The 24,300-nt window shown below is 64.2% G+C and carries 27 protein-coding genes and 3 tRNA genes; 26 read left to right on the top strand and 4 right to left on the bottom strand.

Going from position 1 to position 24,300, the window contains the following annotated elements:
- The first annotated feature begins 6 nt into the window (after positions 1–6).
- The 8 genes from AC1RRT_RS00150 to AC1RRT_RS00115 are packed head-to-tail and all read left to right on the top strand — an operon-like array spanning position 7 to position 7,407.
- Positions 7–1,179: an isovaleryl-CoA dehydrogenase gene (locus tag AC1RRT_RS00150; RefSeq protein WP_493011615.1), complete on the top strand. Its 1,173-nt coding sequence runs from the start codon at positions 7–9 to the stop codon at positions 1,177–1,179.
- The gene (locus tag AC1RRT_RS00145; protein WP_493011614.1) at positions 1,176–1,823 is read left to right on the top strand and encodes a hypothetical protein; all 648 of its coding nucleotides are present in this window, start codon (positions 1,176–1,178) and stop codon (positions 1,821–1,823) included. The genes AC1RRT_RS00150 and AC1RRT_RS00145 overlap by 4 nt, the downstream gene beginning before the upstream one ends.
- A 13-nt stretch (positions 1,824–1,836) precedes the next feature.
- On the top strand, positions 1,837–2,220 hold the full coding sequence (locus AC1RRT_RS00140) for a RidA family protein (protein WP_493011613.1): 384 nt from the start codon (positions 1,837–1,839) through the stop codon (positions 2,218–2,220).
- A 9-nt stretch (positions 2,221–2,229) separates the two neighbouring features.
- Complete coding sequence (locus tag AC1RRT_RS00135; RefSeq protein WP_493011612.1) at positions 2,230–3,363, top strand: acyl-CoA dehydrogenase family protein; 1,134 nt, start codon at positions 2,230–2,232, stop codon at positions 3,361–3,363.
- A gap of 38 nt (positions 3,364–3,401) precedes the next feature.
- On the top strand, positions 3,402–5,183 hold the full coding sequence (locus AC1RRT_RS00130) for a potassium/proton antiporter (protein ID WP_493011610.1): 1,782 nt from the start codon (positions 3,402–3,404) through the stop codon (positions 5,181–5,183).
- 30 nt (positions 5,184–5,213) lie between these two features.
- A complete protein-coding gene (locus tag AC1RRT_RS00125) occupies positions 5,214–5,819 on the top strand; it encodes a 2-hydroxychromene-2-carboxylate isomerase (protein WP_493011609.1) in 606 nt (201 codons plus the stop codon).
- Positions 5,820–5,845: 26 nt separating this feature from the next.
- The gene (locus tag AC1RRT_RS00120) at positions 5,846–6,445 is read left to right on the top strand and encodes a 2-hydroxychromene-2-carboxylate isomerase (RefSeq protein ID WP_493011608.1); all 600 of its coding nucleotides are present in this window, start codon (positions 5,846–5,848) and stop codon (positions 6,443–6,445) included.
- Positions 6,442–7,407, top strand: a complete 966-nt coding sequence (locus AC1RRT_RS00115; protein WP_493011607.1) for a DMT family transporter — start codon at positions 6,442–6,444, stop codon at positions 7,405–7,407. Before AC1RRT_RS00120 ends, AC1RRT_RS00115 begins: the two co-directional genes overlap by 4 nt.
- Here AC1RRT_RS00115 and AC1RRT_RS00110 read toward each other — a convergent pair.
- Positions 7,392–8,177, bottom strand: coding sequence for an SDR family NAD(P)-dependent oxidoreductase (locus AC1RRT_RS00110; protein ID WP_493011606.1), 786 nt, complete (start codon positions 8,175–8,177; stop codon positions 7,392–7,394). The two genes, AC1RRT_RS00115 and AC1RRT_RS00110, sit on opposite strands and share 16 nt — an antisense overlap.
- 165 nt (positions 8,178–8,342) lie before the next feature.
- Between AC1RRT_RS00110 and AC1RRT_RS00105 the strand changes: the two genes are divergently transcribed.
- The 11 genes from AC1RRT_RS00105 (at position 8,343) to AC1RRT_RS00055 (ending at position 19,825) form a co-directional block, all read left to right on the top strand.
- Entirely contained in the window at positions 8,343–9,950 is a 1,608-nt protein-coding gene (locus AC1RRT_RS00105; RefSeq protein ID WP_493011605.1) for a carboxyl transferase domain-containing protein, read from the top strand.
- 8 nt (positions 9,951–9,958) lie between these two features.
- Positions 9,959–10,750: an enoyl-CoA hydratase-related protein gene (locus tag AC1RRT_RS00100; RefSeq protein ID WP_493011604.1), complete on the top strand. Its 792-nt coding sequence runs from the start codon at positions 9,959–9,961 to the stop codon at positions 10,748–10,750.
- 14 nt (positions 10,751–10,764) lie between these two features.
- A complete protein-coding gene (locus tag AC1RRT_RS00095; RefSeq protein WP_493011603.1) occupies positions 10,765–12,783 on the top strand; it encodes an acetyl/propionyl/methylcrotonyl-CoA carboxylase subunit alpha in 2,019 nt (672 codons plus the stop codon).
- 2 nt (positions 12,784–12,785) lie between these two features.
- A complete protein-coding gene (locus tag AC1RRT_RS00090; RefSeq protein ID WP_493011602.1) occupies positions 12,786–13,691 on the top strand; it encodes a hydroxymethylglutaryl-CoA lyase in 906 nt (301 codons plus the stop codon).
- The gene (locus AC1RRT_RS00085) at positions 13,682–14,137 is read left to right on the top strand and encodes a DUF1489 family protein (RefSeq protein ID WP_493011601.1); all 456 of its coding nucleotides are present in this window, start codon (positions 13,682–13,684) and stop codon (positions 14,135–14,137) included. Before AC1RRT_RS00090 ends, AC1RRT_RS00085 begins: the two co-directional genes overlap by 10 nt.
- 30 nt (positions 14,138–14,167) lie before the next feature.
- Positions 14,168–14,995: a division plane positioning ATPase MipZ gene (locus tag AC1RRT_RS00080; protein ID WP_493011600.1), complete on the top strand. Its 828-nt coding sequence runs from the start codon at positions 14,168–14,170 to the stop codon at positions 14,993–14,995.
- Between the two features lie 148 nt (positions 14,996–15,143).
- Entirely contained in the window at positions 15,144–16,115 is a 972-nt protein-coding gene (locus AC1RRT_RS00075) for a tripartite tricarboxylate transporter substrate binding protein BugD (RefSeq protein ID WP_493011599.1), read from the top strand.
- Between the two features lie 125 nt (positions 16,116–16,240).
- Positions 16,241–16,699, top strand: a complete 459-nt coding sequence (locus AC1RRT_RS00070; protein ID WP_493011598.1) for a tripartite tricarboxylate transporter TctB family protein — start codon at positions 16,241–16,243, stop codon at positions 16,697–16,699.
- Positions 16,700–16,712: 13 nt separating this feature from the next.
- Positions 16,713–18,215, top strand: coding sequence for a tripartite tricarboxylate transporter permease (locus AC1RRT_RS00065; protein ID WP_493011597.1), 1,503 nt, complete (start codon positions 16,713–16,715; stop codon positions 18,213–18,215).
- A gap of 105 nt (positions 18,216–18,320) precedes the next feature.
- Positions 18,321–19,028, top strand: a complete 708-nt coding sequence (locus tag AC1RRT_RS00060) for a vWA domain-containing protein (RefSeq protein WP_493011596.1) — start codon at positions 18,321–18,323, stop codon at positions 19,026–19,028.
- The gene (locus AC1RRT_RS00055; protein WP_493011595.1) at positions 19,028–19,825 is read left to right on the top strand and encodes a DnaJ domain-containing protein; all 798 of its coding nucleotides are present in this window, start codon (positions 19,028–19,030) and stop codon (positions 19,823–19,825) included. The genes AC1RRT_RS00060 and AC1RRT_RS00055 overlap by 1 nt, the downstream gene beginning before the upstream one ends.
- Here AC1RRT_RS00055 and AC1RRT_RS00050 read toward each other — a convergent pair whose 3' ends face one another.
- Positions 19,826–20,107, bottom strand: a complete 282-nt coding sequence (locus AC1RRT_RS00050) for a hypothetical protein (protein WP_493011594.1) — start codon at positions 20,105–20,107, stop codon at positions 19,826–19,828.
- A 177-nt stretch (positions 20,108–20,284) separates the two neighbouring features.
- Between AC1RRT_RS00050 and AC1RRT_RS00045 the strand changes: the two genes are divergently transcribed.
- Positions 20,285–20,653, top strand: coding sequence for a nuclear transport factor 2 family protein (locus tag AC1RRT_RS00045; protein WP_493011593.1), 369 nt, complete (start codon positions 20,285–20,287; stop codon positions 20,651–20,653).
- An 18-nt stretch (positions 20,654–20,671) separates the two neighbouring features.
- On the opposite strand, the gene AC1RRT_RS00040 is transcribed toward AC1RRT_RS00045, so the two are convergent.
- Positions 20,672–20,746, bottom strand: a tRNA-Thr gene (locus AC1RRT_RS00040).
- A gap of 157 nt (positions 20,747–20,903) precedes the next feature.
- Here AC1RRT_RS00040 and AC1RRT_RS00035 point away from each other — a divergent pair.
- The 4 genes from AC1RRT_RS00035 to bfr all read left to right on the top strand — a co-directional run bounded on the left by AC1RRT_RS00035 (position 20,904) and on the right by bfr (position 22,421).
- Complete coding sequence (locus AC1RRT_RS00035) at positions 20,904–21,440, top strand: hypothetical protein (RefSeq protein WP_493011592.1); 537 nt, start codon at positions 20,904–20,906, stop codon at positions 21,438–21,440.
- Positions 21,441–21,449: 9 nt separating this feature from the next.
- The gene (locus AC1RRT_RS00030; RefSeq protein ID WP_493011591.1) at positions 21,450–21,680 is read left to right on the top strand and encodes a (2Fe-2S)-binding protein; all 231 of its coding nucleotides are present in this window, start codon (positions 21,450–21,452) and stop codon (positions 21,678–21,680) included.
- On the top strand, positions 21,677–21,808 hold the full coding sequence (locus tag AC1RRT_RS00025; RefSeq protein WP_493011589.1) for a hypothetical protein: 132 nt from the start codon (positions 21,677–21,679) through the stop codon (positions 21,806–21,808). The genes AC1RRT_RS00030 and AC1RRT_RS00025 overlap by 4 nt, the downstream gene beginning before the upstream one ends.
- A 130-nt stretch (positions 21,809–21,938) precedes the next feature.
- A complete protein-coding gene (gene bfr / locus AC1RRT_RS00020) occupies positions 21,939–22,421 on the top strand; it encodes a bacterioferritin (RefSeq protein ID WP_493011588.1) in 483 nt (160 codons plus the stop codon).
- Positions 22,422–22,497: 76 nt separating this feature from the next.
- On the opposite strand, the gene rlmB is transcribed toward bfr, so the two are convergent.
- The gene (rlmB, locus tag AC1RRT_RS00015) at positions 22,498–23,682 is read right to left on the bottom strand and encodes a 23S rRNA (guanosine(2251)-2'-O)-methyltransferase RlmB (RefSeq protein WP_493011587.1); all 1,185 of its coding nucleotides are present in this window, start codon (positions 23,680–23,682) and stop codon (positions 22,498–22,500) included.
- A gap of 146 nt (positions 23,683–23,828) precedes the next feature.
- Here rlmB and AC1RRT_RS00010 point away from each other — a divergent pair.
- Positions 23,829–23,914: transfer RNA gene (locus tag AC1RRT_RS00010), tRNA-Tyr, on the top strand.
- A gap of 71 nt (positions 23,915–23,985) precedes the next feature.
- Positions 23,986–24,059, top strand: a tRNA-Gly gene (locus tag AC1RRT_RS00005).
- The last annotated feature ends 241 nt before the right edge of the window (positions 24,060–24,300 follow it).

The following is a 24,300-nucleotide window of genomic DNA, read 5'->3' as shown; positions in this document are numbered from 1 at the left end:
AAAACAATGATCTCCAACAGCTATCCGACGCTCGATTTCGGGCTCGGCGAAACCGCCGATATGCTGCGCCAGTCCATACGCGGCTTTGTCGACAGCGAACTGGCGCCGCGCGCCGACGCCATCGACAAGACCAACGAATTCCCCCGGGATCTGTGGACCAAGCTGGGCGATCTGGGCCTGCATGGCATCACTGTCGAGGAAGAATACGGCGGCTCGGGCCTGGGTTATCTGGAGCATTGCATCGCCGTCGAGGAAGTCAGCCGCGGCTCGGCCTCGGTCGGGCTTTCATACGGCGCCCATTCCAATCTCTGCGTCAACCAGATCCGCCGCAACGGCAATGCCGAGCAGAAGAAGAAGTATCTGCCCAAGCTGATCACCGGTGAGCATCTGGGCGCGCTGGCGATGAGCGAACCCAATGCCGGTTCCGACGTGGTGTCGATGAAGCTGCGCGCCGAAAAGAAGGGCGACCGCTACATCTTGAATGGCAACAAGATGTGGATCACCAATGGCCCGACCGCCGACGTGCTGGTGGTCTATGCCAAGACCGATCCCGCTGCGGGTGCACGCGGCATCACCGCTTTCTTGGTCGAGAAAGGTTTCAAGGGTTTCTCGACGGCGCAGAAGCTCGATAAGTTGGGCATGCGCGGTTCGGATACCGGCGAGCTGGTGTTCCAGGATTGCGAAGTGCCGGAAGAGAACGTGCTCAACCAGGTGGGCAAGGGCGTGAACGTCCTGATGAGTGGCCTGGATTACGAGCGTGCCGTGCTGGCCGCCGGCCCGCTGGGCATCATGCAGGCCGCGATGGACGTGGTGCTGCCTTATATTCATGAGCGCAAGCAGTTCGGCCAGCCGATCGGCAGCTTCCAGCTGATCCAGGGCAAGGTCGCCGACATGTACACCGAGATGAATGCGGCGCGCGCCTATGTCTACACGGTCGCCAAGGCCTGCGACCGTGGCCAGACCACGCGCAAGGATGCTGCCGGTGCGATCCTGTTCGCGGCCGAGAAGGCGACCAAGCTGGCCCTCGATGCGATCCAGATTCTGGGCGGCAACGGCTATATCAATGATTACCCGACCGGCCGCCTGCTGCGCGATGCCAAGCTGTATGAAATCGGCGCCGGCACCTCGGAAATCCGGCGCATGCTGATCGGCCGGGAAATCTTCGAGGAGACCACGTGAGGCTGCGCTTCCGCCATGTGCTCGCTGCCCTTGCTCTTGCCTTGTCCGCTGCCGCGCCGGCCATGGCGGGCAATGGCAATACCGCTGGCACGCGCTGGGAACATGTGAAAGCCGCCGACCAGCGGGTGCGCTGGGAGGCCGAGGGTCTCGCACCCTCGCCGCAGATGTCCGAGGCTTTTTCCTCGCCGCTGGGCTATCGCATCGACCGCTACCTGTGGAAGGCGCAGAAACCGGCAGGCAGTTTCGCCATCGCCGTGCTGCGCGATCTCAGCGAGGAAGATCATTATCTCAGCGGCCCGGTCGACCTGATCAAGTTCGCTACCACCGTGCTGAAAGGCCTGGAGGCGCCGACGCCCAAGGCTGCCGAGCCGAAGGACGTGAAAGTGATGACCGCTCAAGGTCCGCTGCTGACCCGGCGTTTCGATCTTGGCACCCGGCAGTGCGTGGCGCTCGGCTTCTATGCCCAGCCGCAGGCGCAGACTTCGGGCCATACCGGCAAGCCGGCGGCGGCGCGCGACGAGCCGCTGACCGAGGGCAGCCTGCGGCTCGACGGCGTTTATTGCGCCACCGCGGGCCGGCCGCTGACGCCCGAACAGGTCCTGGCCTATGCCGCCGGGATCAAGCTGACGGAACGCAAGAACTGAGCAAAGGAATCCCATGAGCCAGCGCCGCCTGATTTCCTCCGGATCGACCTTCGAGAAGACGATGGGGTATTCGCGGGCGGTGGTGGATGGTGAATGGGTCCATGTCTCGGGCACCACCGGCTACGATTACAGCACGATGACCATCGTTGATGATGTCGTCGCCCAGACGGAACAGATTTTTCAGAATATCATCGCCGCCCTGAAACAGGCCGATGCCAGTCTGGATGATGTGGTGCGGGTTCATTACTACATCACCGATGCGAGCTACTTTCCGCTGATCGCGCCGATCTGTGGCAAGTATTTCGCCACTGCCCGGCCGGCGGCCACCGCATTGGTTATCCAGCTGATCGACCCGAAGATGAAGGTCGAGATCGAAGTCACCGCGAGAAAGCGTTAGGAGAGCGTCATGCTGACCGAAGACCAGCAGATGATCCGCAACATGGCGCAGGACTTCGCCCGCGACCGGCTGCTGCCGGGCGCCGCCGCGCGCGACCGCAGCAGCGAGCCGCCGGTTGATCTGCTGCGCGAGATGGGCGCGCTGGGCCTGATGGGCATGGGCGTGCCGGAGCAGTGGGACGGCGCGGGGGCCGATTTCGTCTCCTATGTGCTGGCGCTGGAGGAGATCGCCGCTGCAGACGGCGCGATCAGCACCATCATGTCTGTCAACAATTCACCTGTATGTGCAGCGCTGCTACGCTATGGCAATGCCGAGCAGAAGGAGCGTTACCTGAAGCCGCTGGCGCGCGGCGAATGGATCGGCGCTTTCTGCCTGACCGAGCCGCAGGCCGGCTCGGATGCCTCGAACCTGCAGACCCGGGCCAGGCGCGACGGCAACGGGTGGGTGATCAACGGGGTGAAGCAGTTCATCACCTCGGGCTCGATCGCCAAGGTGGCGCTGGTCTTCGCGGTCAGCGATCCCGGGCAGGGCAAGCGTGGTATCTCCTGCTTTGTCGTTCCCACCGACACACCTGGTTACAGGGTGGCCAGTGTCGAGCAGAAGCTGGGGCAGAAATGCTCGGATACCTGCCAGATTGTCTTTGAGGACCTGAAAGTGGGTGCGGATGCCCTGCTGGGCGCTGAAGGCGAGGGCTACCGGATCGCGCTCGCCAACCTTGAATCAGGCCGGATCGGCATCGCTGCCCAGGCCACCGGGATGGCGCGGGCGGCCTTCGAGGCGGCCCGGGACTATGCCGGCCAGCGCCAGGCATTCGGCACGGCGATCATCAACCACCAGGCGGTGGCCTTCCGGCTGGCCGACATGGCGACCCGCATCGAGGCGGCGCGGCAGCTGATCCTGAATGCCGCGCGGCTGAAGGATGCCGGCGCGCCCTGCCTGAAAGAGGCCAGCATGGCCAAATTGTTTGCGTCTGAAATGGCCGAACGCGTATGCTCGGATGCCATCCAGATTCACGGCGGCTACGGCTATCTCGCCGACTTCCCGGTGGAGCGCATCTACCGGGACGTGCGCGTCTGCCAGATCTACGAAGGCACCAGCGATGTGCAGCGGCTGGTGATCAGCCGCGCTCTGACCGGAAGCTAGACCAGAACGCCCCGAAAAGGGGTCTTTAAGGAGCAGTATTGAACCAGGCCAACGAGATCCTTTTCATCGCATCTCTGTTGGTCCTGGTCAGCATCTTTGCCGGCTCGGCCTCCAGCCGGTTCGGCGTGCCCTTCCTGCTGGTCTTCCTCGGTCTCGGCCTGTTTGCCGGCGAAAGCGGCCCGGGCGGCATCGTCTTCCGCGATTACCAGCTCACTTATGCCGTCGGGTCGGCGGCGCTCGGCATCATCCTGTTCGATGGCGGCCTGCGCACGCATCTCTCCACCGTGCGCCTGGTGGTGGCGCCGGCCTTCGTGCTGGCCACCATCGGCGTGGTGGTGACGGCCGGCGTGGTGGCGCTGGCGGCTCATTACGCTTTCGGCGTGACGCCGCTTGAAGCCTTCCTGATCGGTGCCATTGTCGGCTCGACCGATGCGGCGGCCGTGTTCTTCCTGCTCAACATGAAGGGGCTGGCGCTGCAGAAGCGCGTCAGCGGCACGCTGGAAGTCGAGTCCGGCATCAATGACCCGATGGCGATCTTCCTCACGCTGGTGGTCGTCGAGCTGCTGCGCCTGGGCAAGGCGCCCGATCCGGTGCTGCTGGCCGGGCTGTTCACCGCGCAGATGGCGGGTGGCCTGATCATCGGCATCCTGGGCGGCTTCATGCTGGTCGGTCTGTTCAACCGCGTGGCGGTGGCCGGTGGGCTCTATCCCATCGTCGCCATGGCCGGCGCGCTGCTGATCTTCTCGGGTGCGCATTACGTGCAGGCCTCGGGCTACGTCGCCGTCTATGTCGCGGGCCTGGTCCTGGGCAACCGGCGCCATCGCGGCGCCCAGGTGATCCTGCGCTTCTACGACGGGCTGAGCTGGCTCGGCCAGATCGTCATGTTCCTGCTGCTTGGCCTGCTGATGACGCCCGAGGAGATGACGCCCTATGCCATCGGCGGCGGCATCGTCGCCGGCGTGCTGATGCTGGTGGCGCGGCCGGTGGCGGTGATCATGTGCCTGCTGCCCTTCCGCTACACCATGCGCGAGATCGGCTTCGTTTCCTGGGTCGGCCTGCGCGGTGCGGTGCCGATCTTCCTGGCCACCATCCCGGTGCTGGCCAAGCTGCCTCATTCCGAACTCTATGTGACGGCGGCCTTCGTCTGCGTCGTCGCCTCGTTGACCCTGCAGGGCTGGACCATCGGCCCGGTGGCACGTTTCTTCGGCCTCGAACTGCCGCCGAAACCTGAAGCCGTGGCACGCACCGCCGATATCGACCTGGGTTCGATGCAGGATCGCGATATCGCCAGTTACCGCATCGAGGCCGATGCGCCTGTACTCGGCTACCGCTTCGCCGAACTGCCACTGCCGCGACGCTGCCGCATTATCTCGGTGATCCGCGACGGCACGGTGATGGACCGCACCAAGCTGGAGAATGTCGAGCCCGGCGACTACCTGCTGGTGCTGGCGCCGCCCGAACAGTTCTTTGCACTCGACCGCCTGTTCACCGCGCGCAAGCAGGTGAAGGCGCGTCGCCTGCGCGAACGCGGCGAGGAAGTGTTCGGCGAATTCGTGCTGACCGGCGACACGCTGATGGGCGAGCTTTCGGTTATCTACGGCATCCCCGTGGACGAGAAGGACAGCAAAGAGCCGGTCGGCGCGCATCTGCGCCGGCGTCTACGCCATCGTGCGGTCGTCGGCGACCGTGTGCGGCTGGGGCCGGTGGAACTGGTGGTGCGCGAGATCCGCAACGACCGCATCACCTCTGTCGGTATCGAGCTGGAACCGGAGGAGCATCCGATCCTGCGCGGCTTCCGCCGCGCCTTCGGGTTCGATTGAGTTAAAAATAAAAAAAGAGGAGGAGCGGAGATGGCAGCCGCACTGGACTTCTATTTCGATTTTGGTTCGCCCTATGGCTATATCGGCGCGCAGCGTATCGAGGAGATTGCGCGCAAGCATGGCCGCAGTGTGAACTGGCACCCCATGCTGCTGGGCGCCGTGTTCAAGAACGAGGGCACGCAGCCGCTGACTCAGTATCCGATGAAGGGCAAATATTCGACGCATGACTTCAAGCGCAGTGCGCGCGAGCATGGCATCCAGTTCAACATGCCGGCAAAATTCCCGGTGCCGACCCAGGCGGCTGGCCGCGGCGTCTACTGGCTGCAGCAGGACCATGCCGACAAGGTCGTCGCCTTCATCAAAAAGGTCTACAGCAGCTATTTCGTCGATGGCATAGACATCTCCGCCCCTGAGACGGTCGGCGATATCGCGGCCTCGCTCGGTATCGACCGCAAGGCCTTCATGGCCGGCATCGAAAGCCAGCCGATCAAGGACAAGCTGCGCGCTGTAACCGAAGACGCGATCCAGCATCGCGGCGTCTTCGGCTCGCCCTTCACCATTGTCGACGGCGAACCCTTCTGGGGCGCCGACCGTCTCGACCAGATCGACCGCTGGCTGCAGCGCGGCGGCTGGTAACATCAAAAAATAGAGAGGATATCGCCGTGGCCAATCCGATCCGCTTCTACTGGGACTTCACCTCGCCTTATGCCTATATCGGCGCGAACCTGATCGAGGCGGTGGCGCAGAAGCATGGCCGCAGCGTCGACTGGCGGCCGATCTCTCTGGGGCATCTGTGGAAGGCGATCCCGGATCGCACGCCGTTTTCCAAAGTGAAGATGGATCACATGATGCACGACTGGACGCGCTCGGCGAAACTGTTCGGTCTGCCGATCGTCACCACGCCCGATCCGTTTCCCACGGATGTGAAGCTGCCGCGCCTGCTGTTCTACCGGCTGAAAGAAAACAATCCGGCCAAGGCGGTGGTTTTCGCCAAGGCGGCCTTCAAGCAATACTGGGGCGAGGGCAAGGATATCGCCAAGCCCGAGCACCTGAAGGCCGTGGTCCATACCGCCGGCGTTCCCGAAGCCGAGATCGCCAAGGCGGCGGAAGATCAGGTGGCGCGCCAGCATGTGCTGGACGCCACCGCCGAAGCGATTGAGCTTCAGGCCTTCGGCACACCGACCTTCATCGTCGACGATGAAATGTTCTGGGGCAGCGACCGCATTGACCATATCGACCGCTGGCTCGGCAAGAAGCGATGAGCGACAAGCCGACGGGTGGATTGCTGGCGGGAACCGGCCTGATCGTCACCGCCCTGATGTGGGGTGCGATGATCCCGATGACGCATGCCCTGGCGACGCGCTATCTCGACCCGTTCTTCATCTCGGCCATCCGCTATCTGATTCCTGCGCCGCTGCTGATCGCCATGGCGTTTGTCTTCGACCGCGCCTCGCCGTTCCGCGCGCCGGTGCCCTGGACGCAGGTGATCCGGCTTGGCATCGCCATGGGCCTGTTCTCGATCTGCTACACCATCGGGGTGATGATGTCGGAGCCGGTGCGCGCCGCCATCGCCATGAGCTGCAGCCCGCTGGTGGCTGCCGCGATGACGCGCGCCATGCTGCGGGTGCCGCTGGCGCGCGGCTTCTGGCCAGCCGCCATCGCGGCCATCATCGGGGCGGCGCTGGTGGCGCTGGATGCGGCTCGGCCGAAAGCCGGCAGCATGGGCAGCGATTATCCCTATGTGGGCGAAGTGCTGCTGGTCTTCGCCATGATCCTGTGGAGCTGGTATTCGCTGCGTGTGCAGAGCTGGCTGGCGCCGCGCGGCTTCAGCAACATGCGCGCCACCTGCCTGACCACGCTGGTCGGCGGCACGCTCATTTGCGGCCTGTTCATCGTGCTGGCCTCGATCAGTCCCGGCCGCGTGCCGACCGACGTGCCGCCGCTGCCGGCCATCGGCATGCTGCTCTGGCTCGGTCTGGGCGGAGCGGGACTGGCGATCCTGTTCTGGAATTACGGCGTCAGCCATGTCGGTGTGCCGGTGGCGACACTCTACAGCAGCCTGGCGCCGGTCTTTGCCGTGGTGGTCTCGGCGCTGTTCTTCGGCAGCAGCTTCACCTTGCAGCAGATCGCCGGGGGGATTCTCATCCTCGCCGGCGTGGTCCGCATGCAATGGCTGGGCATGAAGGCGGCCACGGAAGCAGCAGCCCGTCAGAAGATGGTGTAGGCGCCGTCGATCACGAAGCTGTCGCCGGTGTGATAGCTGCTGCTGTCGCTCATCAGGTAGACGGCGATGCCGGCAAAGTCCTGACCCTGGCCCCAGCGCCGCATCGGAATGCGCGGCAGCACGTTGCCGCTGAATTTCGGATCGGCGATGCCGTTGGCGGTCATCTCGGTCTCGATCCAGCCAGGCAGGATCGAATTGGCGGTGACGCCGTAGCGCGCCATCTCGGTGGCGAGCGCGCGGATCACCGACAGCATTGCGCCCTTGCTGGCCGCATAGGACTGGGCCCGTGCCGCGCCATGCACGCCGGCCGTGCTGGCCATGCCGACGAGACGCCCTCCGGCCGTATCGCCTTTTTTGCTGCGCTCGACCATATGGCGGGCGGCGGCGCGCATGGTGAAGAAGGCGCCGTCGAGGTTGACCGACAGCACCCGTCGCCATTCCGCCGTGGTGAGTTCATGGAAATTGGCCCGTGCCTGACTGACGCCGGCATTGGCGAAGCAGCCGTCGATGCGGCCCATCGTCTTGAGTGCTTCGGCGAAGGCGGATTCGACCTGCGCTTCGTCGGCGACATCGACCTTCTGGACCAGCACCCGGGTACCATGTGCCTTCAGTTTGGTTTCGGCGGCGGCGTTCTTGGACGGGTTGCCGCCCCAGATCACCAGATCGCAGCCGGCCTGCGCCAGACCCTCCGCCATGCCCAGTCCGATGCCGCCATTGCCGCCCGTGACCAGTGCCACTTTGCCGCTGAGATCGAAGCCTTTGCCGGCCATGTTTCCTCCCATAGTTTTTGTCGATGGCGCCGATAGATAGGCCAAATTAGCACCTGCCGGGAAAGCCTGCATCCATTATCCCGGCCCGGCCTCTTGCAGCCCTGCCGGGGCGCTGGCATGGTCGATGAAACAACAGCCCCGAGAACGAGAAGCAGACCCTCTGCCATGAGCGCTCTTACCAGCCAACTCGATACCCGTTCGGCGGCCTTCCGCGACAACGCGGCGCAGATGCAGGCGCTGGTCGACGATCTGAAAGCCAAGGTCCGCCTGATCAAGCAGGGCGGCGGCGACAAGGCCCGTGAAAAGCATCTGTCGCGCGGGAAGTTGCTGCCGCGTGACCGCGTCCGCACCTTGCTCGATCCCGGCACGCCCTTCCTCGAGCTCAGTCAATTCGCGGCTTACGACATGTATGGCGGCGATATTCATGCCGCCGGCGTGATTACCGGCATCGGCCGCGTGGCGGGGCGCGAATGCGTCATCGTCTGCAACGACGCGACGGTGAAGGGCGGCACCTATTTCCCGATGACGGTGAAGAAGCATCTGCGGGCGCAGGAAATCGCCATGCAGAACCGCATGCCCTGCATCTACATGGTCGATTCCGGCGGCGCCAATCTGCCGACCTGGGACGAGGTGTTCCCCGACAAGGAGCATTTCGGCCGCATCTTCTACAATCAGGCCAACATGTCGGCGGCCGGCATCCCGCAGATCGCGGTGGTGATGGGCAGCTGCACGGCCGGCGGTGCCTATGTGCCGGCGATGTCGGATGAGTCGATCATCGTGAAGAACCAGGGCACCATCTTCCTGGCTGGCCCGCCGCTGGTGAAGGCGGCGATCGGCGAGGTGGTGTCAGCCGAGGAACTCGGCGGCGCCGACGTGCATGCGCGCACGTCCGGCGTCAGCGACCATTACGCCATGAACGACGCCCACGCCCTGGGCCTGGCCCGCAAGATTGTCGGCAACCTCAACACGGTGAAGCAGGTCTCGGGCGATGTGCGCGAGCCGCGTCCGCCGCGTTACGACATGGCTGAGCTCTACGGCGTGATCCCCAAGGACAGCCGCATTCCCTTCGACGTGCGCGAGATCATCGCGCGCCTGGTTGATGATTCCGAATTCGACGAGTTCAAGAAGCTGTACGGCGCGACCCTGGTCTGCGGCTTTGCCCGCATCCACGGCTATCCGGTCGGGATCATCGCCAACAATGGCATCCTGTTCTCGGAAAGCTCGCTCAAGGGCGCGCACTTCATCGAACTCTGCTGTCAGCGCAATATCCCACTGCTGTTCCTGCAGAACATCACCGGCTTCATGGTCGGCAAGAAATACGAGGCCGGCGGCATCGCCAAGGACGGCGCCAAGCTGGTCACGGCGGTGTCGACCGCGAAGGTGCCGAAGTTCACCGTGATCATCGGCGGCTCCTATGGCGCCGGCAATTACGGTATGTGCGGCCGTGCCTACTCGCCGCGTTTGCTGTTCATGTGGCCCAATGCGCGTATTTCCGTGATGGGCGGCGAGCAGGCGGCTAGCGTGCTGGCGACCGTGAAGCGCGACGGCATCGAGGCTGGCGGCGGCAAGTGGTCGAAGGACGAGGAAGAGGCTTTCAAGGACCCGATCCGCGCGCAGTATGACCGCCAGGGACATCCTTACTATGCCTCGGCCCGCCTGTGGGATGATGGCATCATCGATCCGATGGATACCCGCACCGTGCTGGCGCTGGGTCTGAGCGCTGCGCATAACGCCCCGTTCGAGCCGACGAAGTTCGGCGTCTTCCGGATGTGAGGGACAGTATGTCAGACGAGCTTGTCCTCCTCGATATCGACCAGCGTGGCGTTGCCACGGTGACGTTGAACCGGCCGCAGATTCACAACGCCTTCAACGACGACGTGGTGCAACGCCTGACGGCGATCTGGGACCAGATTGCCGGTCATACCGATGCGCGCGTGGTGGTGCTGAAAGGCAATGGTAAGAGCTTCTCGGCGGGCGGCGATCTCGACTGGATGCGCAAGTCCGGTCAGGCGACGCCCGAGCAGAACCGCGCCAGCACCATGAACATGGCGCGCATGCTGAAAAAGCTGAACGATCTGCCGCAAGCGACCATCGCGCTCGTACACGGAAACTGCGTGGCCGGCGGCACCGGTCTGGCCTCCTGCGCCGATATGGTGGTTTCGACCGCGGATGCGAAATTCGCGCTCACCGAAGTGCGGCTGGGCCTCACGCCGGCGACCATTTCACCCTATGTGGTGGCTGCCATTGGCCCGCGTCAGGCGCGCCGCTATTTCCTCACCGCCGAACGCTTCAATGCTGATGACGCCTGCCGCATCGGCCTGGTGCATGAGGTGGTGGTCGATGAGGCGGCGCTGGCGGCGCGCGGTGAAGAGTATGTTGCCGCCCTGCTGCTGGGGGCGCCGGGTGCGATCCGCGATTCAAAACTGCTTATCTTCCGCGTGGCCCATGCCCGTGTGGATGACGAGCTGATGCAGTTCACGGCCCAGAATATCGCCGATCGGCGCGCCAGCCCGGAAGGGCAGGAGGGCCTCGCGGCCTTCTTTGACAAGCGCAAGCCGAACTGGGCGCGCTGAGAGTGGAGTAGACAGTGTTCCGCAAGATCCTGATCGCCAATCGCGGTGAGATCGCCTGCCGTGTCATCCGGACGGCGAAGCGTATGGGTGTCGCCACCGTCGCCGTCTATTCCGATGCCGATGCCAGGGCGCTTCACGTTGCCATGGCCGACGAGGCCATCCACATCGGCGGCGCGGCGGTGCGCGAAAGCTACCTGCTGCCTGAGCGCATCATTGCCGCCGCCAAGCTGACCGGCGCCGAGGCCATCCATCCGGGCTACGGTTTCCTCTCTGAAAACGCCGGCTTCGCCAAGGCCTGCAAGGAGGCCGGCATCGTTTTCATCGGGCCGCCGGCTTCGGCTATCGAGGCGATGGGCCTGAAGGGCGCGGCGAAAGCGCTGATGGAAAAAGCCAAGGTCCCCGTCGTGCCGGGCTATCACGGTGACGACCAATCGCCGGACCTGCTCGCGAAAGAAGCCGAGCGCATCGGCTATCCCGTGCTGATCAAGGCGGTGGCGGGCGGCGGCGGCAAGGGCATGCGCCGCGTGGATTCCGCCAAGGAGTTTGCCGCGGCATTGGCCGGCGCGCAGCGCGAGGGTGCCAATGCCTTTGGCGACGACAAGGTGTTGCTCGAGAAATATCTCGTGAAGCCGCGCCATATCGAAATCCAGGTCTTCGCCGACAGCCATGGCAATGCGGTACATCTGTTCGAGCGCGACTGCTCGGTGCAGCGCCGGCATCAAAAGGTACTGGAAGAGGCGCCAGCGCCCGACATGCCGCCGGCCATGCGCAAGGCCATGGGCGATGCGGCGGTCGCGGCGGCGAAGGCAATCGGGTATGTCGGCGCCGGCACGGTGGAGTTCATCGCCGATGTCTCGGATGGACTTCGGCATGACCGCTTCTATTTCATGGAAATGAACACGCGCCTGCAGGTCGAGCATCCCGTCACTGAAATGATCACCGGGCAGGACCTGGTGGCCTGGCAGCTCGATGTGGCCGCCGGCGGCAAGCTGCCGCTGGCACAGGACCAGCTCAAGATCGGCGGCCATGCGGTGGAAGCCCGCATCTATGCCGAGGATCCGCAGAAGAATTTCCTGCCCTCCGTCGGCACGCTGCATCGCTTGCGCGCCCCGGCGGTGGATGGCCATGTGCGGATCGATACCGGCGTGCGGGAAGGGGACTCCGTCACGCCTTACTATGATCCGATGATCGCCAAGCTGATCGTCTGGGATACCGATCGCCGCTCGGCGCTGCGTCGTCTGAAGCAGGCCTTGAGCGAATACCAGATTGCCGGCGTGACAACGAACACGGCCTTCCTAATGGCGCTGGCCGGCCATGAGGCCTTTGTCGGTGGCGATCTCGATACCGGCTTCATCGAACGCTTCCGTGCCGACCTGCTGCCCGCGTTGCAGCCGGCCTCGACCGCTGTGCTGGCAGTGGCGGCGCTGGCCGTCACGCTGGAACGCCGCGCGGCGATGGCGCGCCAACTGGCCCACAGTAGCGACCGCTGGTCGCCCTGGGCACAGGTCAACGGCTGGCGCATGAATGACCAGGGCTGGGACGAACTGGTGATCCGCGAGCGCGACGCAGATGTCACCTGCCGGATTGAATATCTGGACGGCGATGTGCTGCGCGTGCATGGCCCCGCCGGCGAGGCGACCGTGGAGGGGAGCCACGATGGTGACGGCAATCTCAATGCTGTGATCGATGGCCGCCGCCTGCGCGCCGGCATCGTGCATGCAGGCGAGGAACTCGTTGTGATGCTGCCGGGTGAAACGCACCGGCTGACAGTGATCGATCCGCGCGCGGCCGGCGACCTGGACGAGGGTGGCAGCGGCCATCTGACCGCGCCGATGCCGGGCAAGATCGTGCAGGCGCTGGTGGAAGAAGGCGCGAAGGTCGAGAAGGGCCAGCCGCTGATGATCCTCGAGGCCATGAAGATGGAACACACGATCAGCGCGCCGGCCAAGGGCGTTGTCGCCAAGGTGAATTTCCGCGCCGGCGATCAGGTGCCCGAGGGTGCCGTGCTGCTCAATCTGGAAACGGAGGCCTGAGCATGGCGCTGCCGTCCAAGATCACATTGTGGGAAGCTGGGCCGCGCGATGGGCTGCAGAACGAGCCGGGCGTGGTGCCGACCGATGTGAAGGTCGAGCTGATCGACCGTTTGGTCGATTGCGGCGTGAAGCATATCGAGGCGACCAGCTTCGTATCACCGAAATGGGTGCCGCAGATGGGTGACCATGAAGCGGTGATGGCGCAGATGAAGCGCCGGCCCGGCGTGGTCTATCAGGTGTTGACGCCCAACATGAAGGGCTATGAGGGCGCGCTCGCCGCAGGTGCCGAAGCGGTGGGGGTCTTCGCCGCCGCCAGCGAAAGCTTTTCCAAGAAGAACATCAACTGCAGCATCGACGAGAGCATCGAGCGATTCCGCCCGGTGGTGGATGCCGCCAAGCGCGACGGCGTGAAGGTGCGCGGCTTTGTCTCGGTCGTGGTCGGCTGTCCCTTCGAGGGCGCCATCGCCCCGGAACAGACCGCCAAGGTGGCCAGGCAGTTGCATGATATCGGCTGCGATGACGTGGCGCTGGGCGACACCATCGGCGTCGGCACGCCCGGCAAGGTCAAGGCGATGATCGAGGCCTGCGCGAAGGTGATGCCGCTGGCCAATCTCGGCGTGCATTTCCACGACACCTACGGTCAGGCGCTGGCCAATACGCTGGCGGCGCTGGAATGCGGCATCACGCGACATGATGCCTCCGTCGCCGGCCTCGGCGGCTGCCCCTATGCGCCGGGCGCGACGGGCAATGTCGCCACCGAGGATGTGGTCTATATGCTGGACGGCATGGGCATCGAGACCGGCGTCGATCTGAAGAAGCTGGTGCAGACCGCCTGGTGGATCTCCGACCGGCTCGGCCGGCCGCCGGCCTCCAGCGTGGCGCGGGCGTTGAAGTCCAAATGCCTGTGAAGAAGCCTTCCCCCAAGAATTCCATTGTGCCGGTCCATCTTCTGAAGATCGCCGTCGGCATCGACAGCATCGAACATTTCCAGGAGCGCATGAAGGTGCGCCGCAAGGCCGGCAAAACCTTCACGCATTACACGCGACACATGCCCAAGCGCGCCGAGGAAGTGCTGGCCGGCGGTTCACTCTACTGGATCGTCAAAGGCTACATCGCTGTGCGCTGCCCCATCGTGCGCCTGGAAGAGGCGGTGCTGGAGAACAAGGGGCCGCATTGCGGCATCGTGATGAAGACCGAACTGATTCCGGTGCTGCCGCAGCCGCGCCGGCCGCATCAGGGCTGGCGCTATCTGGAAGATGAAGATGCCCCGGGCGACGTGGCCAAGGCTGGCAAGGGTGCGGCCGAGCTGCCGCCGGAGCTTCTGTCCGAGCTGCGCTCTCTCGGCCTGCTATAATTTTATTGTACCTGTATTTGGAGTTCGCCCATGACCGCTCAGCAGCGGCCACGCATCATTGTCGTCGGCAACGAGAAGGGCGGCTCGGGCAAGTCGACTACCTCGATGCATATCCTGATCGCGCTGCTCACCGAGGGTGGCCGCGTCGCCGCTATCGACCTGGACGGCAAGCAGCGCACGCTGACGCGCTATCTGGAGAACCGGCAGGCCTTCATCACCAAGCACGGCCTGCGGCTCGCCATGCCCGAGCATCTGGTAATCACGGAAAGCGAACTCCCGAACCGACCTGAGGCGGAAGCCGAGGAAGCGGCGCGCTTCACATCGGCCATCGCCGAGCTGGCCCCGCGCTATGATTTCATCCTGGTCGATTGCCCGGGCAGCGATACCAATCTGGCGCGCATCGGCCATTCTCATGCCGATTTGTTGATCACGCCGGTGAATGACAGCTTTATTGATGTCGATCTGCTGGCCACCATCGAGCCAGACACGTTGAAGGTGATAAAGCCGAGCCGCTACGCGGTGATGGTGTGGGAACAGCGCAAGCAAAGGTTGGCCCGCGACCGCCAGAGCGTCGACTGGGTGGTGATCCGCAACCGGCTGTCGCATCTGGATGCCCGCAACAAGCGCAATGTCGGCCATGTTCTTGAGGCGTTAGAAAAGCGCATCGGGTTTCGTTTCCTGTCCGGCCTCTCTGAACGCGTGATTTTCCGCGAACTTTTCCTCACTGGACTGACTCTGATGGACCTTGATCGCACCAGCCTGTCGGGGGGTGCCGCAGGATTGAGCATGGCGCAGACTGCGGCACGTCAGGAGGTGCGGGCGCTGCTGGTCGGACTCAATCTGATTACTGACGAGTGATCTGCCTTAAACGGCGTCATTGCTGCACCGCACAAGGAAAAATCCTTCTTGGGTTTTACTTGGAGGCGGCCGGCAATCTGTGCTTTATACAACGGAAATTAGGGTCGGAGCCGTAGGGGCGCCGGGGGTTTAACGACAGGGAGATACTATGAAAAAAACACTTTCGCTGCTCGCTGGCAGCCTGCTGCTTCTGGGCACCGCCGCTCAGGCGCAGGACTATCCCAACAAGCCGATCACTGTCGTCGTGCCTTTTGCTGCCGGTGGTCCGACCGATACGGTCGCCCGTCTGGTTGCCCAGTCGATGGGTACGACGCTGAAGCAGCAGGTCATCATCGAGAACGTCGGCGGCGCCGGCGGCACGCTGGGCGCCGGTCGCGTGGCGCGCGCCGCTCCCGATGGCTACACACTGTTGCTGCATCATATCGGCCATGCCACCAGCGCCACGCTGTATCGCAAGCTGCCCTATGACACCATCAATGACTTCGAGCCGATCGGCCTGATCACCGACGTGCCGATGACCATGGTGGCGAAGAAGGATCTGCCGCCGAAGGACTTCAAGGAACTCGTCGCTTACGTGCAGCAGAACAAGGACAAGGTGTCCTATGGCAATGCCGGTGTCGGCGCAGCCTCGCATCTGTGCGGCCTGATGTTCATGAGCGCGCTCAAGGCGCAGATGACCACTGTCGCCTATAAGGGCACCGGCCCGGCGATGAATGACCTGCTGGGCGGCCAGATCGACCTGATGTGCGACCAGACCACCAACACCACCGGCCAGATCAAGGGCGGCAAGATCAAGGCCTATGCCGTCACTACCAAGACGCGTGTGCCGTCGCTGCCTGACCTGCCGACCATGGACGAAGCCGGGATTAAGGGCTTTGAAGTGGCGATTTGGCATGGCCTCTATGCCCCGAAGGGCACGCCGAAGGCTGCCATCGACAAGCTGGTGCCGGCCCTGCAGGCCGCGCTGAAGGATCCGAACGTCGTCCAACGCTTCCAGGAGCTTGGCACCGAACCGGTCGCGCAGAACCGCGCCACCCCGGCGGCGCTGGGTCCGTTCCTGAAGGCTGAGATCGAGAAGTGGGCGCCGGTGATCAAGGCCGCTGGCGAATACGCTGACTGAATCGTTATATATCTTTGACGTAAAAGATGGGGCGTCCGGCCTTTTGTAGGCCGGGCGCCCCTTGTACAAAGTCTGCCCCGGTCAAAACCGGCTGGGGCAGCCGATGACACGGCTCAGGGGGAGACATGTCCTTTATTCGCAGTCCAAAAGATTTCTATGCCGGATTGCTGTTCATCCTGATTGGCATTGCCTTTATCTGGCTGGCCCGGGATTACGGCTTCGGTACCGCGCGCCGCATGGGGCCCGGATATTTTCCCATTGTGCTGGCAGGCATCCTGATCTGCATCGGCCTCGTCATCGGCGTGCGTGGCATTGCCGTCACTGAAGAGCCGCCGAAGGGCTTTACGCTCAAGGGGCTGGTTCTGGTCACCATCTCCACCATGCTGTTCGGCCTGCTGGTGCGCACCGCCGGCGTGCCGGTTGCGACGGCCGTGCTGGTCTGTGTCAGCGCGGTCGCCAGCCAGCGGTTCAACTGGAAGCCGACGATTGTGCTGGCCCTCGGGCTGGCCGTGTTCTGCGTTGTAGTCTTTGTCTACGCCCTGGGCCTGCCGATGCCGGTTCGCGGGCCGTGGCTCGGCGGCTGAGGAGTAACGAGCCATGGAACTGCTTTCTAATCTCTATATCGGCCTCGAAGTCGCGATGACGCCGATGAACCTGCTGTACTGCCTCGGCGGCGTGTTTGTCGGCACCCTGATCGGTGTGTTGCCGGGCCTCGGCCCGACGGCCACGATCGCCATGCTGCTGCCGGTCACCTTCGGCCTGCCGCCGGTCTCGGCGCTGATCATGCTCGCCGGTATCTACTACGGCGCGCAGTACGGCGGTTCGACCACCGCGATCCTGATCAACCTGCCTGGTGAGTCATCCTCGGTGGTGACGGCGCTGGACGGCTATCAGATGGCAAGGCAGGGCAGGGCGGGTCTTGCGCTCTCGACCTCGGCGCTTGGCTCCTTCTTCGCCGGCACCGTAGCCACCATGCTGCTGGCGCTGTTCGCGCCGCCGCTGGCCGAGATCGCGCTCAAGTTCGGCCCCGCCGAATACTTCTCGCTGATGGTGATGGGACTGGTCGCCTCGGTCGTGCTGGCGCATGGTTCGCTGCTCAAGGCAGTTGCCATGATCCTGGTCGGCCTGCTGCTTGGTCTGGTCGGCACTGACGTGACCTCGGGCACGCCGCGCTTCACCTTCGACGTACCGGAACTGGCCGATGGCATCAACTTCGTCATCGTCGCCATGGGCATGTTCGGCCTGGGCGAAATCATCCGCAACCTGGAAAACGAAGAGACCCGCGACGTCTTCAGCCGCAAGATCACCAACCTGTGGCCGAAGTGGCAGGACTTCAAGGACATGACGCCGTCGGTCCTGCGCGGCACCGCGCTGGGTTCGGCGCTTGGCATCCTGCCGGGCGGCGGCGCCATGCTGGCCTCGTTTGCGGCCTATTCGCTGGAGAAGAAGGTATCGAAGAACTCGAAGAACTTCGGCAAGGGCGCCATCCAGGGCGTGGCCGCGCCTGAATCCGCCAACAACGCCGGCGCGCAGACCTCGTTCATTCCGATGCTGACGCTGGGCATTCCGTCCAACCCGGTGATGGCGCTGATGATCGGCGCGATGATCATCCAGGGCATCCAGCCGGGCCCGCAGGTGATGACCGAACAGCCGGTGCTGTTCTGGGGCATCATTGTCTCGATGTGGGTCGGCAACCTGTTCCTGGTCGTGCTGAACCTGCCGATGATTGGACTGTGGGTGCGTATGCTCACGGCGCCGTATCATCTGCTGTATCCGGCCATCCTGGTCTTCTGCGCCATCGGCGTGTTCTCGCTGAACAACTCCGATTTCGACGTCTACCTGATGGCCCTGTTCGGCGTGATCGGCTACGTGCTGTCCAAGCTGGACTGCGAACCGGCGCCGCTGCTGCTCGGCTTCATCCTCGGTCCGATGATGGAAGAGTATCTGCGTCGCGCCATGGTGCTGTCCCGTGGCGACGCCATGGTCTTCATCGAACGGCCGATCAGCGCCACCATGCTGGGTATGGCGGTGCTTGGCCTGGTCGTGGTGCTGCTGCCGACCATCCGGAAGAAGCGCGAGGAAGCCTTCACCGAAGAGTGAGCCGTCCTTACGGACTGTTTTCCGCAGCGCCGCCGGGTCAACCGGCGGCGTTTTGCGTTTTCAGGCCATTTTGCTTTAGGGCGGCCATCCCTATATCCTGTGGGCATGAGCACGGATAACCGGACCCCGGTCAAAGCCTCGAGCCAGCAGGTGGATGCCTTCCTGCGGCAGGTGGCCCTGAGCCCCAAGCCCGCCCCGCAGGGCGGCCAGCCCGGGCGTCTGGTCTTTGCCATGGATGCCACCGCCAGCCGGCGCGCCACTTGGCAGGAGGCGCAGAGCATCCAGGCCGACATGTTCCGTACCGCCGCCGCTCTGGGCGGCCTCGAAATCCAGCTTGTGTTCTTTCGCGGCCATGGCGAATGCAAGGCTTCGCCCTGGGTGGCGGAAGCCAATGCCATGCTGCGCCTGATGCGCCAGGTCGAATGCGTCGGCGGCCATACCCAGATCGAGCGCGTGCTGAAGCACACCATGGGCGAGGCGCGCGAGCGCAAGGTCAATGCGCTGGTCTATGTCGGTGACTGTCTGGAAGAAGCCCATGACGATGTGGCGCAGCGCGCTGGCGAACTCGCCCTGCTGGGCGTGCCGATCTTCGCTTTCCAGGAAGGCGAGGAGCCGCTGGCCAAGGCCTGCTTCCAGGACATGGCGCGGCTGACCCGCGGCGCCTATTGCGCCTTCGATGCCTCCAGCGCCGCGACGCTGCGCGCGCTGCTGTCGGCCGTGGCGGCCTATGCCGCCGGCGGCTTCCGGGCGCTGGAAAATTATGGTCGCACATCCGGACAGGATGTGCGCGCCTTGATCGGACAGATGCGCTGATGGCCGCCTGGTTCGCCATCGGCGTGGTGTTTGTCGTGCTGCTGATGCTCGGCGCCCGCGGCTTCGTCAATGCCGATCCGAAATTTCTGGCGCGCGCCCTCAAGATCATCGGCGCCGTGGTCTGCGGCGGGCTGGCGCTGTTCTTCCTGCTGCGCGGCCGTATTGACGCGGCCATGCTGATGGCGGCCGGTGCGGCTGCCTCGCTGGGGTATCTGCCGCGCGGCCTGATCCCCTTTAGCGGACTGTTCCATGGTCGCGGCCTCGGTTCGGGCTGGCAGCGCGCCCGCACCGGCAACGAGGCGCCGGCTGACGCAGGCATGACTGGCGGCAGCGGGCAGCAGTCCAGCGTGGAGACGCATTGGCTGCGCATGCATCTGGATCACGGCACCGGCCGCATGGATGGCGAGGTGCTGCAGGGGCGGTATGCGACGAGACGTTTATCCTCGCTCGGCTTTGAGGATCTGATCCTGCTGCTGCGCGATTGCCGCGCCGCCGACAACCAGGGCGCCGCGCTGCTGGAATCCTATCTCGACCGCACCGTGGGGGAGGATTGGCGTGAGCGCGCCGCCAGCGGCGATGCGGGCGAGGCGGCGGATTCCATGTCTGGGGCCGCGAGTGGCGGCAGCATGACGCGCGACCAGGCCTGGGATGTGCTGGGACTGAAGCCGGGTGCATCCGATGCCGATATCCGCGCGGCGCATCGCCGACTGATGAAGAAATTCCATCCCGACCAGGGCGGATCGACCTATCTGGCGGCGCAGATCAACCGCGCCAAGGACCTGCTGCTGGACGCGTGATCACTCCGCCAGCATCAACTGCCGCGGCCAGTCGGTTGGCACTTCGATGATCTGCACCATCCCGGTTGTCTTGCTGTAGCGGCACAGCATCTGCGCCGATGTCTGCTTCATGTGCGGCTGCGGCCACATGCCGGTGACCAGGATCAGGATCTCGTCGTTGAAATCGGCGGGCTGGGCACTGGCCTTGGCTTCCAGCAGGCCGCTGGCGGCGGTGCAGCGCTGGCCCGCATTGATCAGCAGGCTGTGCCAGGATTCCGGCGTCGAGGCCTGCGCTATAGGCATCAGGAGCAGAAGACAGGCAGGAAGAATCAGGTGGCGCAGCATGGCGGGACTAGAGCCGCGCTTTATGGCTTTTTCAAGCCACGACTCCCGCGCGCTTCAGATTGCAGCGCTACAATTCCGCGATACCAATTCCTGTCATGATGGCTAGGGTTCGACTCGATGAAGGAGCCCGCAACGATGATCACCGATACCGCCGCCAACGAAGCCGTCATTCAGGGCCAGCTCGACGCCTATAACGCGAAGGACATCGACGCCTTCATGCTTTTCTGGGCCGAGGACGCGCAGGTTTTCGCGCATCCCGATACGCTGCTGGCCAGCGGTGCGGCTGCCATCCGTGCGCGCCATGTCATGCGCTTTGAGGAACCCAACCTGTTCGGCAAGCTGATCCAGCGCATGAGTACTGGCAATACGGTGGTCGACCGCGAAGTCGTGACGCGGACATTTCCCGAAGGGCCGGGCAGGGTGGATGTGATTGCGATCTACGAACTGGCCAGCGGCAAAATCACCCGGGCCTGGTTTGTGATGGGAGCGCCCCAGCTGGATTGAGGTGCTGGACTGAGGAAATGGTGCCGGATGAGGGGATTGAACCCCCGACCTTCGGTTTACAAAACCGCTGCTCTACCGCTGAGCTAATCCGGCCCGGATCGTGGATATGGGCGCCCGGGCGCCTGTTTACGCGAGGCATTCCGGCCGGGCAAGCCAAGTCCCGGGATAAGATCACCAAAAAGGCACTTGATAATCACTCGCAAGATCGCTAAAACCGTATCTGAGAATGATTTGCAGAGCGGGTTTGCGCGTGGCAATGGGCGAGTATGCCGGTGTTCTTGCCGGTCCGGATCAGACTGAAAGCCGAGGGCAGGGTGCCTGGCCGACCAGCGTGCAGGAGCTGACCGAAGGCGAACGCCTGGTGGTCTGGGCGTTCCGTCGCTGGGTCTCCGGGCCCGAGCATCTGCCGATGCTGGCCCGCGAATTTGACCGCCAGTTCCGCCGCTCCGAATCCCGGCCGGCGCTGATCGCGCTGGATGCGGCGCTCACCGCGCTCAGCCGCCATGCCCGCCGCACCATCGTGCATCATCAGGCCTGCTGCCCCTGCCTGGCCGCCGACGAGGTCTGCGTGATCTCGATCGTGGCCGCGCTGCAGAACGGCGCGCCGGCCGCCGCGCGCGCCATGGCGCCCTGGCTGGTGCGTCAGAACGGCGTCGCCGCTTTCCTCAGCCCGTTGGAAGAACTGGCCGAATGCCTCGCCGGTAGCGGTCATGACCTGCCTTATCGCACGCGCCCGCGCGCGGCCCGGACGGAGTCCGCGCTGCAGCCGGTGCGGCAGCTGCATTAAGAGGCCGCGATGTATATTTGCCTCTGCCACGGTTTCACGGATGGCGATGTGCGCAGCGCCATTGCCGGCGGCTGCAAGTCGGTGGCGTCGGTCTATCGCCAGCTGGCCGACCGTCCGCAATGCGGCAAATGCGTGCCGGAGGTGCGCGGCATGATCAACGAACACAAGAGCGGACATCAGCATGGCGCTGCCTGCATGATGCCGCAGGTCGCCGTCGCCAGCATGGAGGGCGCCGATTGAGCCAGGCCAGCGAAACCGAACTGCTGCTGTTCGCGCTCGCGAGTCTGGGCGTGGTGCTGTCGAGCCTGACGGTCCTGCGCATGATGCGCAGTCGCGCGGTTATCGCGAACAAGTCGCACCGGAATTGAGCCAAGTCGCGGAATCTTTGCGACTAACTCGTAATTTCACGCATTTTTCTTGAGCCTTCGAGAGGGCGGGCGTAAGCCTCGTGCCAACCAGCGACAGTATTGAGTCGCGACTCTGGCGCAAGGAGCTCCCATGAAGGGCGACAAGAAGGTCATCCAGCATCTCAACGGCGTTCTGAAGAACGAGTTGACCGCGATCAATCAGTATTTCCTGCATGCGCGCATGTGGAAGAGCTGGGGCTTCGAGCGGCTGGGCCAGCATGAATACAAAGAGTCGATCGAGGAGATGAAGCACGCCGACAAGATCATCGAGCGCGTGCTGCTGCTCGAAGGCGTGCCGAACCTGCAGGACCTGGGCAAGCTGAAGATCGGCGAGACCGTGCCGGAAGGCCTGAGCGCCAATCTCGATCTTGAGCGCAAGGGCCGCGTCGACCTGGTCGCTGCCATCGCCCATTGCGAAAGCGTGCAGGATTACGTCAGCCGCACGATCCTCACCGAAATCCTCGACGATACCGAGGAGCATATCGATCATCTGGAAACCCAGCTCGACCTGATCGACAAGGTCGGTCTGCACAATTACCTGCAGTCCCAGATGGGCGACGGCTCGCCGTCGTAATCACGGTTGCAAGGGCAATGAAAAAAGGCCGGAGAGATCTCCGGCCTTTTTTATGGGATGCGATGATGGGCGGCGGTCAGCCGCGTGCGCATTCGTAGAGCGCGATCGCGGCGGCAGCCGACACGTTCAGGCTTTCCACCGCGCCGGTCATCGGCAGCTTGGCCAGGAAATCGCACTTCTCGCGCGTCAGGCGGCGCAGGCCTTCATCTTCCGAGCCCAGCACCAGCGCCACGCGGCGGATGTCGCTCACGGCATCGGCCAGCGTCTTGTCGGTTTCCATTTCCAGGCCGACGCGCCAGAAGCCGTATTCGGCCAGCAGGTCGAGAGCGCGCGACATGTTGGTGACGCGGATCAGCGGCACCATCTCCAGGCCGCCCGAAGCAGCCTTGGCCAGCGCGCCGGTGGCTTCGGGCGCATGACGGTCGGTGACGATCACGGCGCGTGCGCCGAAGGCAGCGGCAGACCGCAGGATGGCGCCGACATTGCGCGGGTCGGTGACATGGTCGAGCAGCAGCACGACCTCGCGGCCACTCTCCAGTTCCAGCGGTTCCTTCAGGCCTTCGACGCCACCGTCATCCAGCGGATCGACCAGGGCCGCGATACCCTGATGCACCGCGCCGGGCGGCAGCAGGCTGTCGATCTTCAGCTTGTCGAGAATCTCGGGTTGCACGGCCGGGATCGGCATGTCGCTGCCCAGCGCGTCGCGGGTCTCGCGCGTCAGCACCAGTCGGCGGACATAACGGTCGTCGTTGTTCAGGGCGGCGAGGACGGCATGGGTGCCGTAGAGCCAGACCGGCAGGTCGCCGCGATGATGCGAGCTGCGGCGATCGAAGCTGCGCTGGTCGGGCCGCGGGCCAGTGCCGCGCTGGTCGGCCCCGCGATCAGGGCGGCGCTCGCCGGTATCGGTGACATGGCGTTCGGCGCGCGGGCCGGGACGGCCGCCACCCATCGGACGGCTGTCCTGGGGCCGGTTGCCCTGGGGGCGGGGGCCACGATCCGGACGGGCATCCCGCTCGGGACGGCCTTCGCCACCACTGCGGGCATCGTCGCGCCGGCCGCTGTTGATCTCCCAGGGGCGCGGCGCGCCCGTGCGATTCGCGCCGGCACCCTTCGCGGGCGGCTTGGTTCCGGGCTTGCCGCTGGGCTTGCCGGGACGCTTATCCGAGCGCTCGCGACCCTCCGGGCTACGGTTTTTGGGACCCGAACCGCCTTTGGAAGCGGGGCGTTGCGGGTTGCGGGCATCTGGCTTGCGTCTGGTCATGGCGCCCCTTATAGTGCGCGCCGTCAGAAGCAACAACATTGCCGCCGAACCTCATTTCAGTTCGAGGGAAGGGGGCGATGACGGGGCTTTTGTCGCGTTTTTCCATTGACGGGCAGATATCCCTTCGTTAATCGAGGGGCCCGGTTGGAGGGGTGCCCGAGTGGCTAAAGGGGACGGACTGTAAATCCGTTGGCGTACGCCTACGCTGGTTCGAATCCAGCCCCCTCCACCATCTCCACGCCATCCGAAAGATGCATTGGCATCAATAGGTTGGTGGAAGTTATTGGAGTAAAACGCAAAGCGGCGGGTGTAGCTCAGTGGTAGAGCCCCAGCCTTCCAAGCTGGTTGCGAGGGTTCGATTCCCTTCACCCGCTCCAGCTTAACAGGGCGGACGTGCCTTCAGGCACCTCGTCCACGGTACGCGATGATGCGAACGGCGCTGCAATGGCGCGGCGCGGATTTGGGTTCCGGACCGTCTAACTCAACCGGCGGGCCCGCAAGGGGCTGCTGAAAACACTGGTCGGATAACAGGAATAGAGCGATGGCCAAGGCAAAGTTTGAGCGTACCAAGCCGCACTGCAACATTGGGACCATTGGTCACGTTGACCATGGCAAGAC

The organism is Ferrovibrio sp. GW821-FHT12B10, from assembly GCF_058807515.1.
Note: the sequence above shows the minus strand (reverse complement) of the source record. Positions and strands in the feature narration are given on the sequence as shown.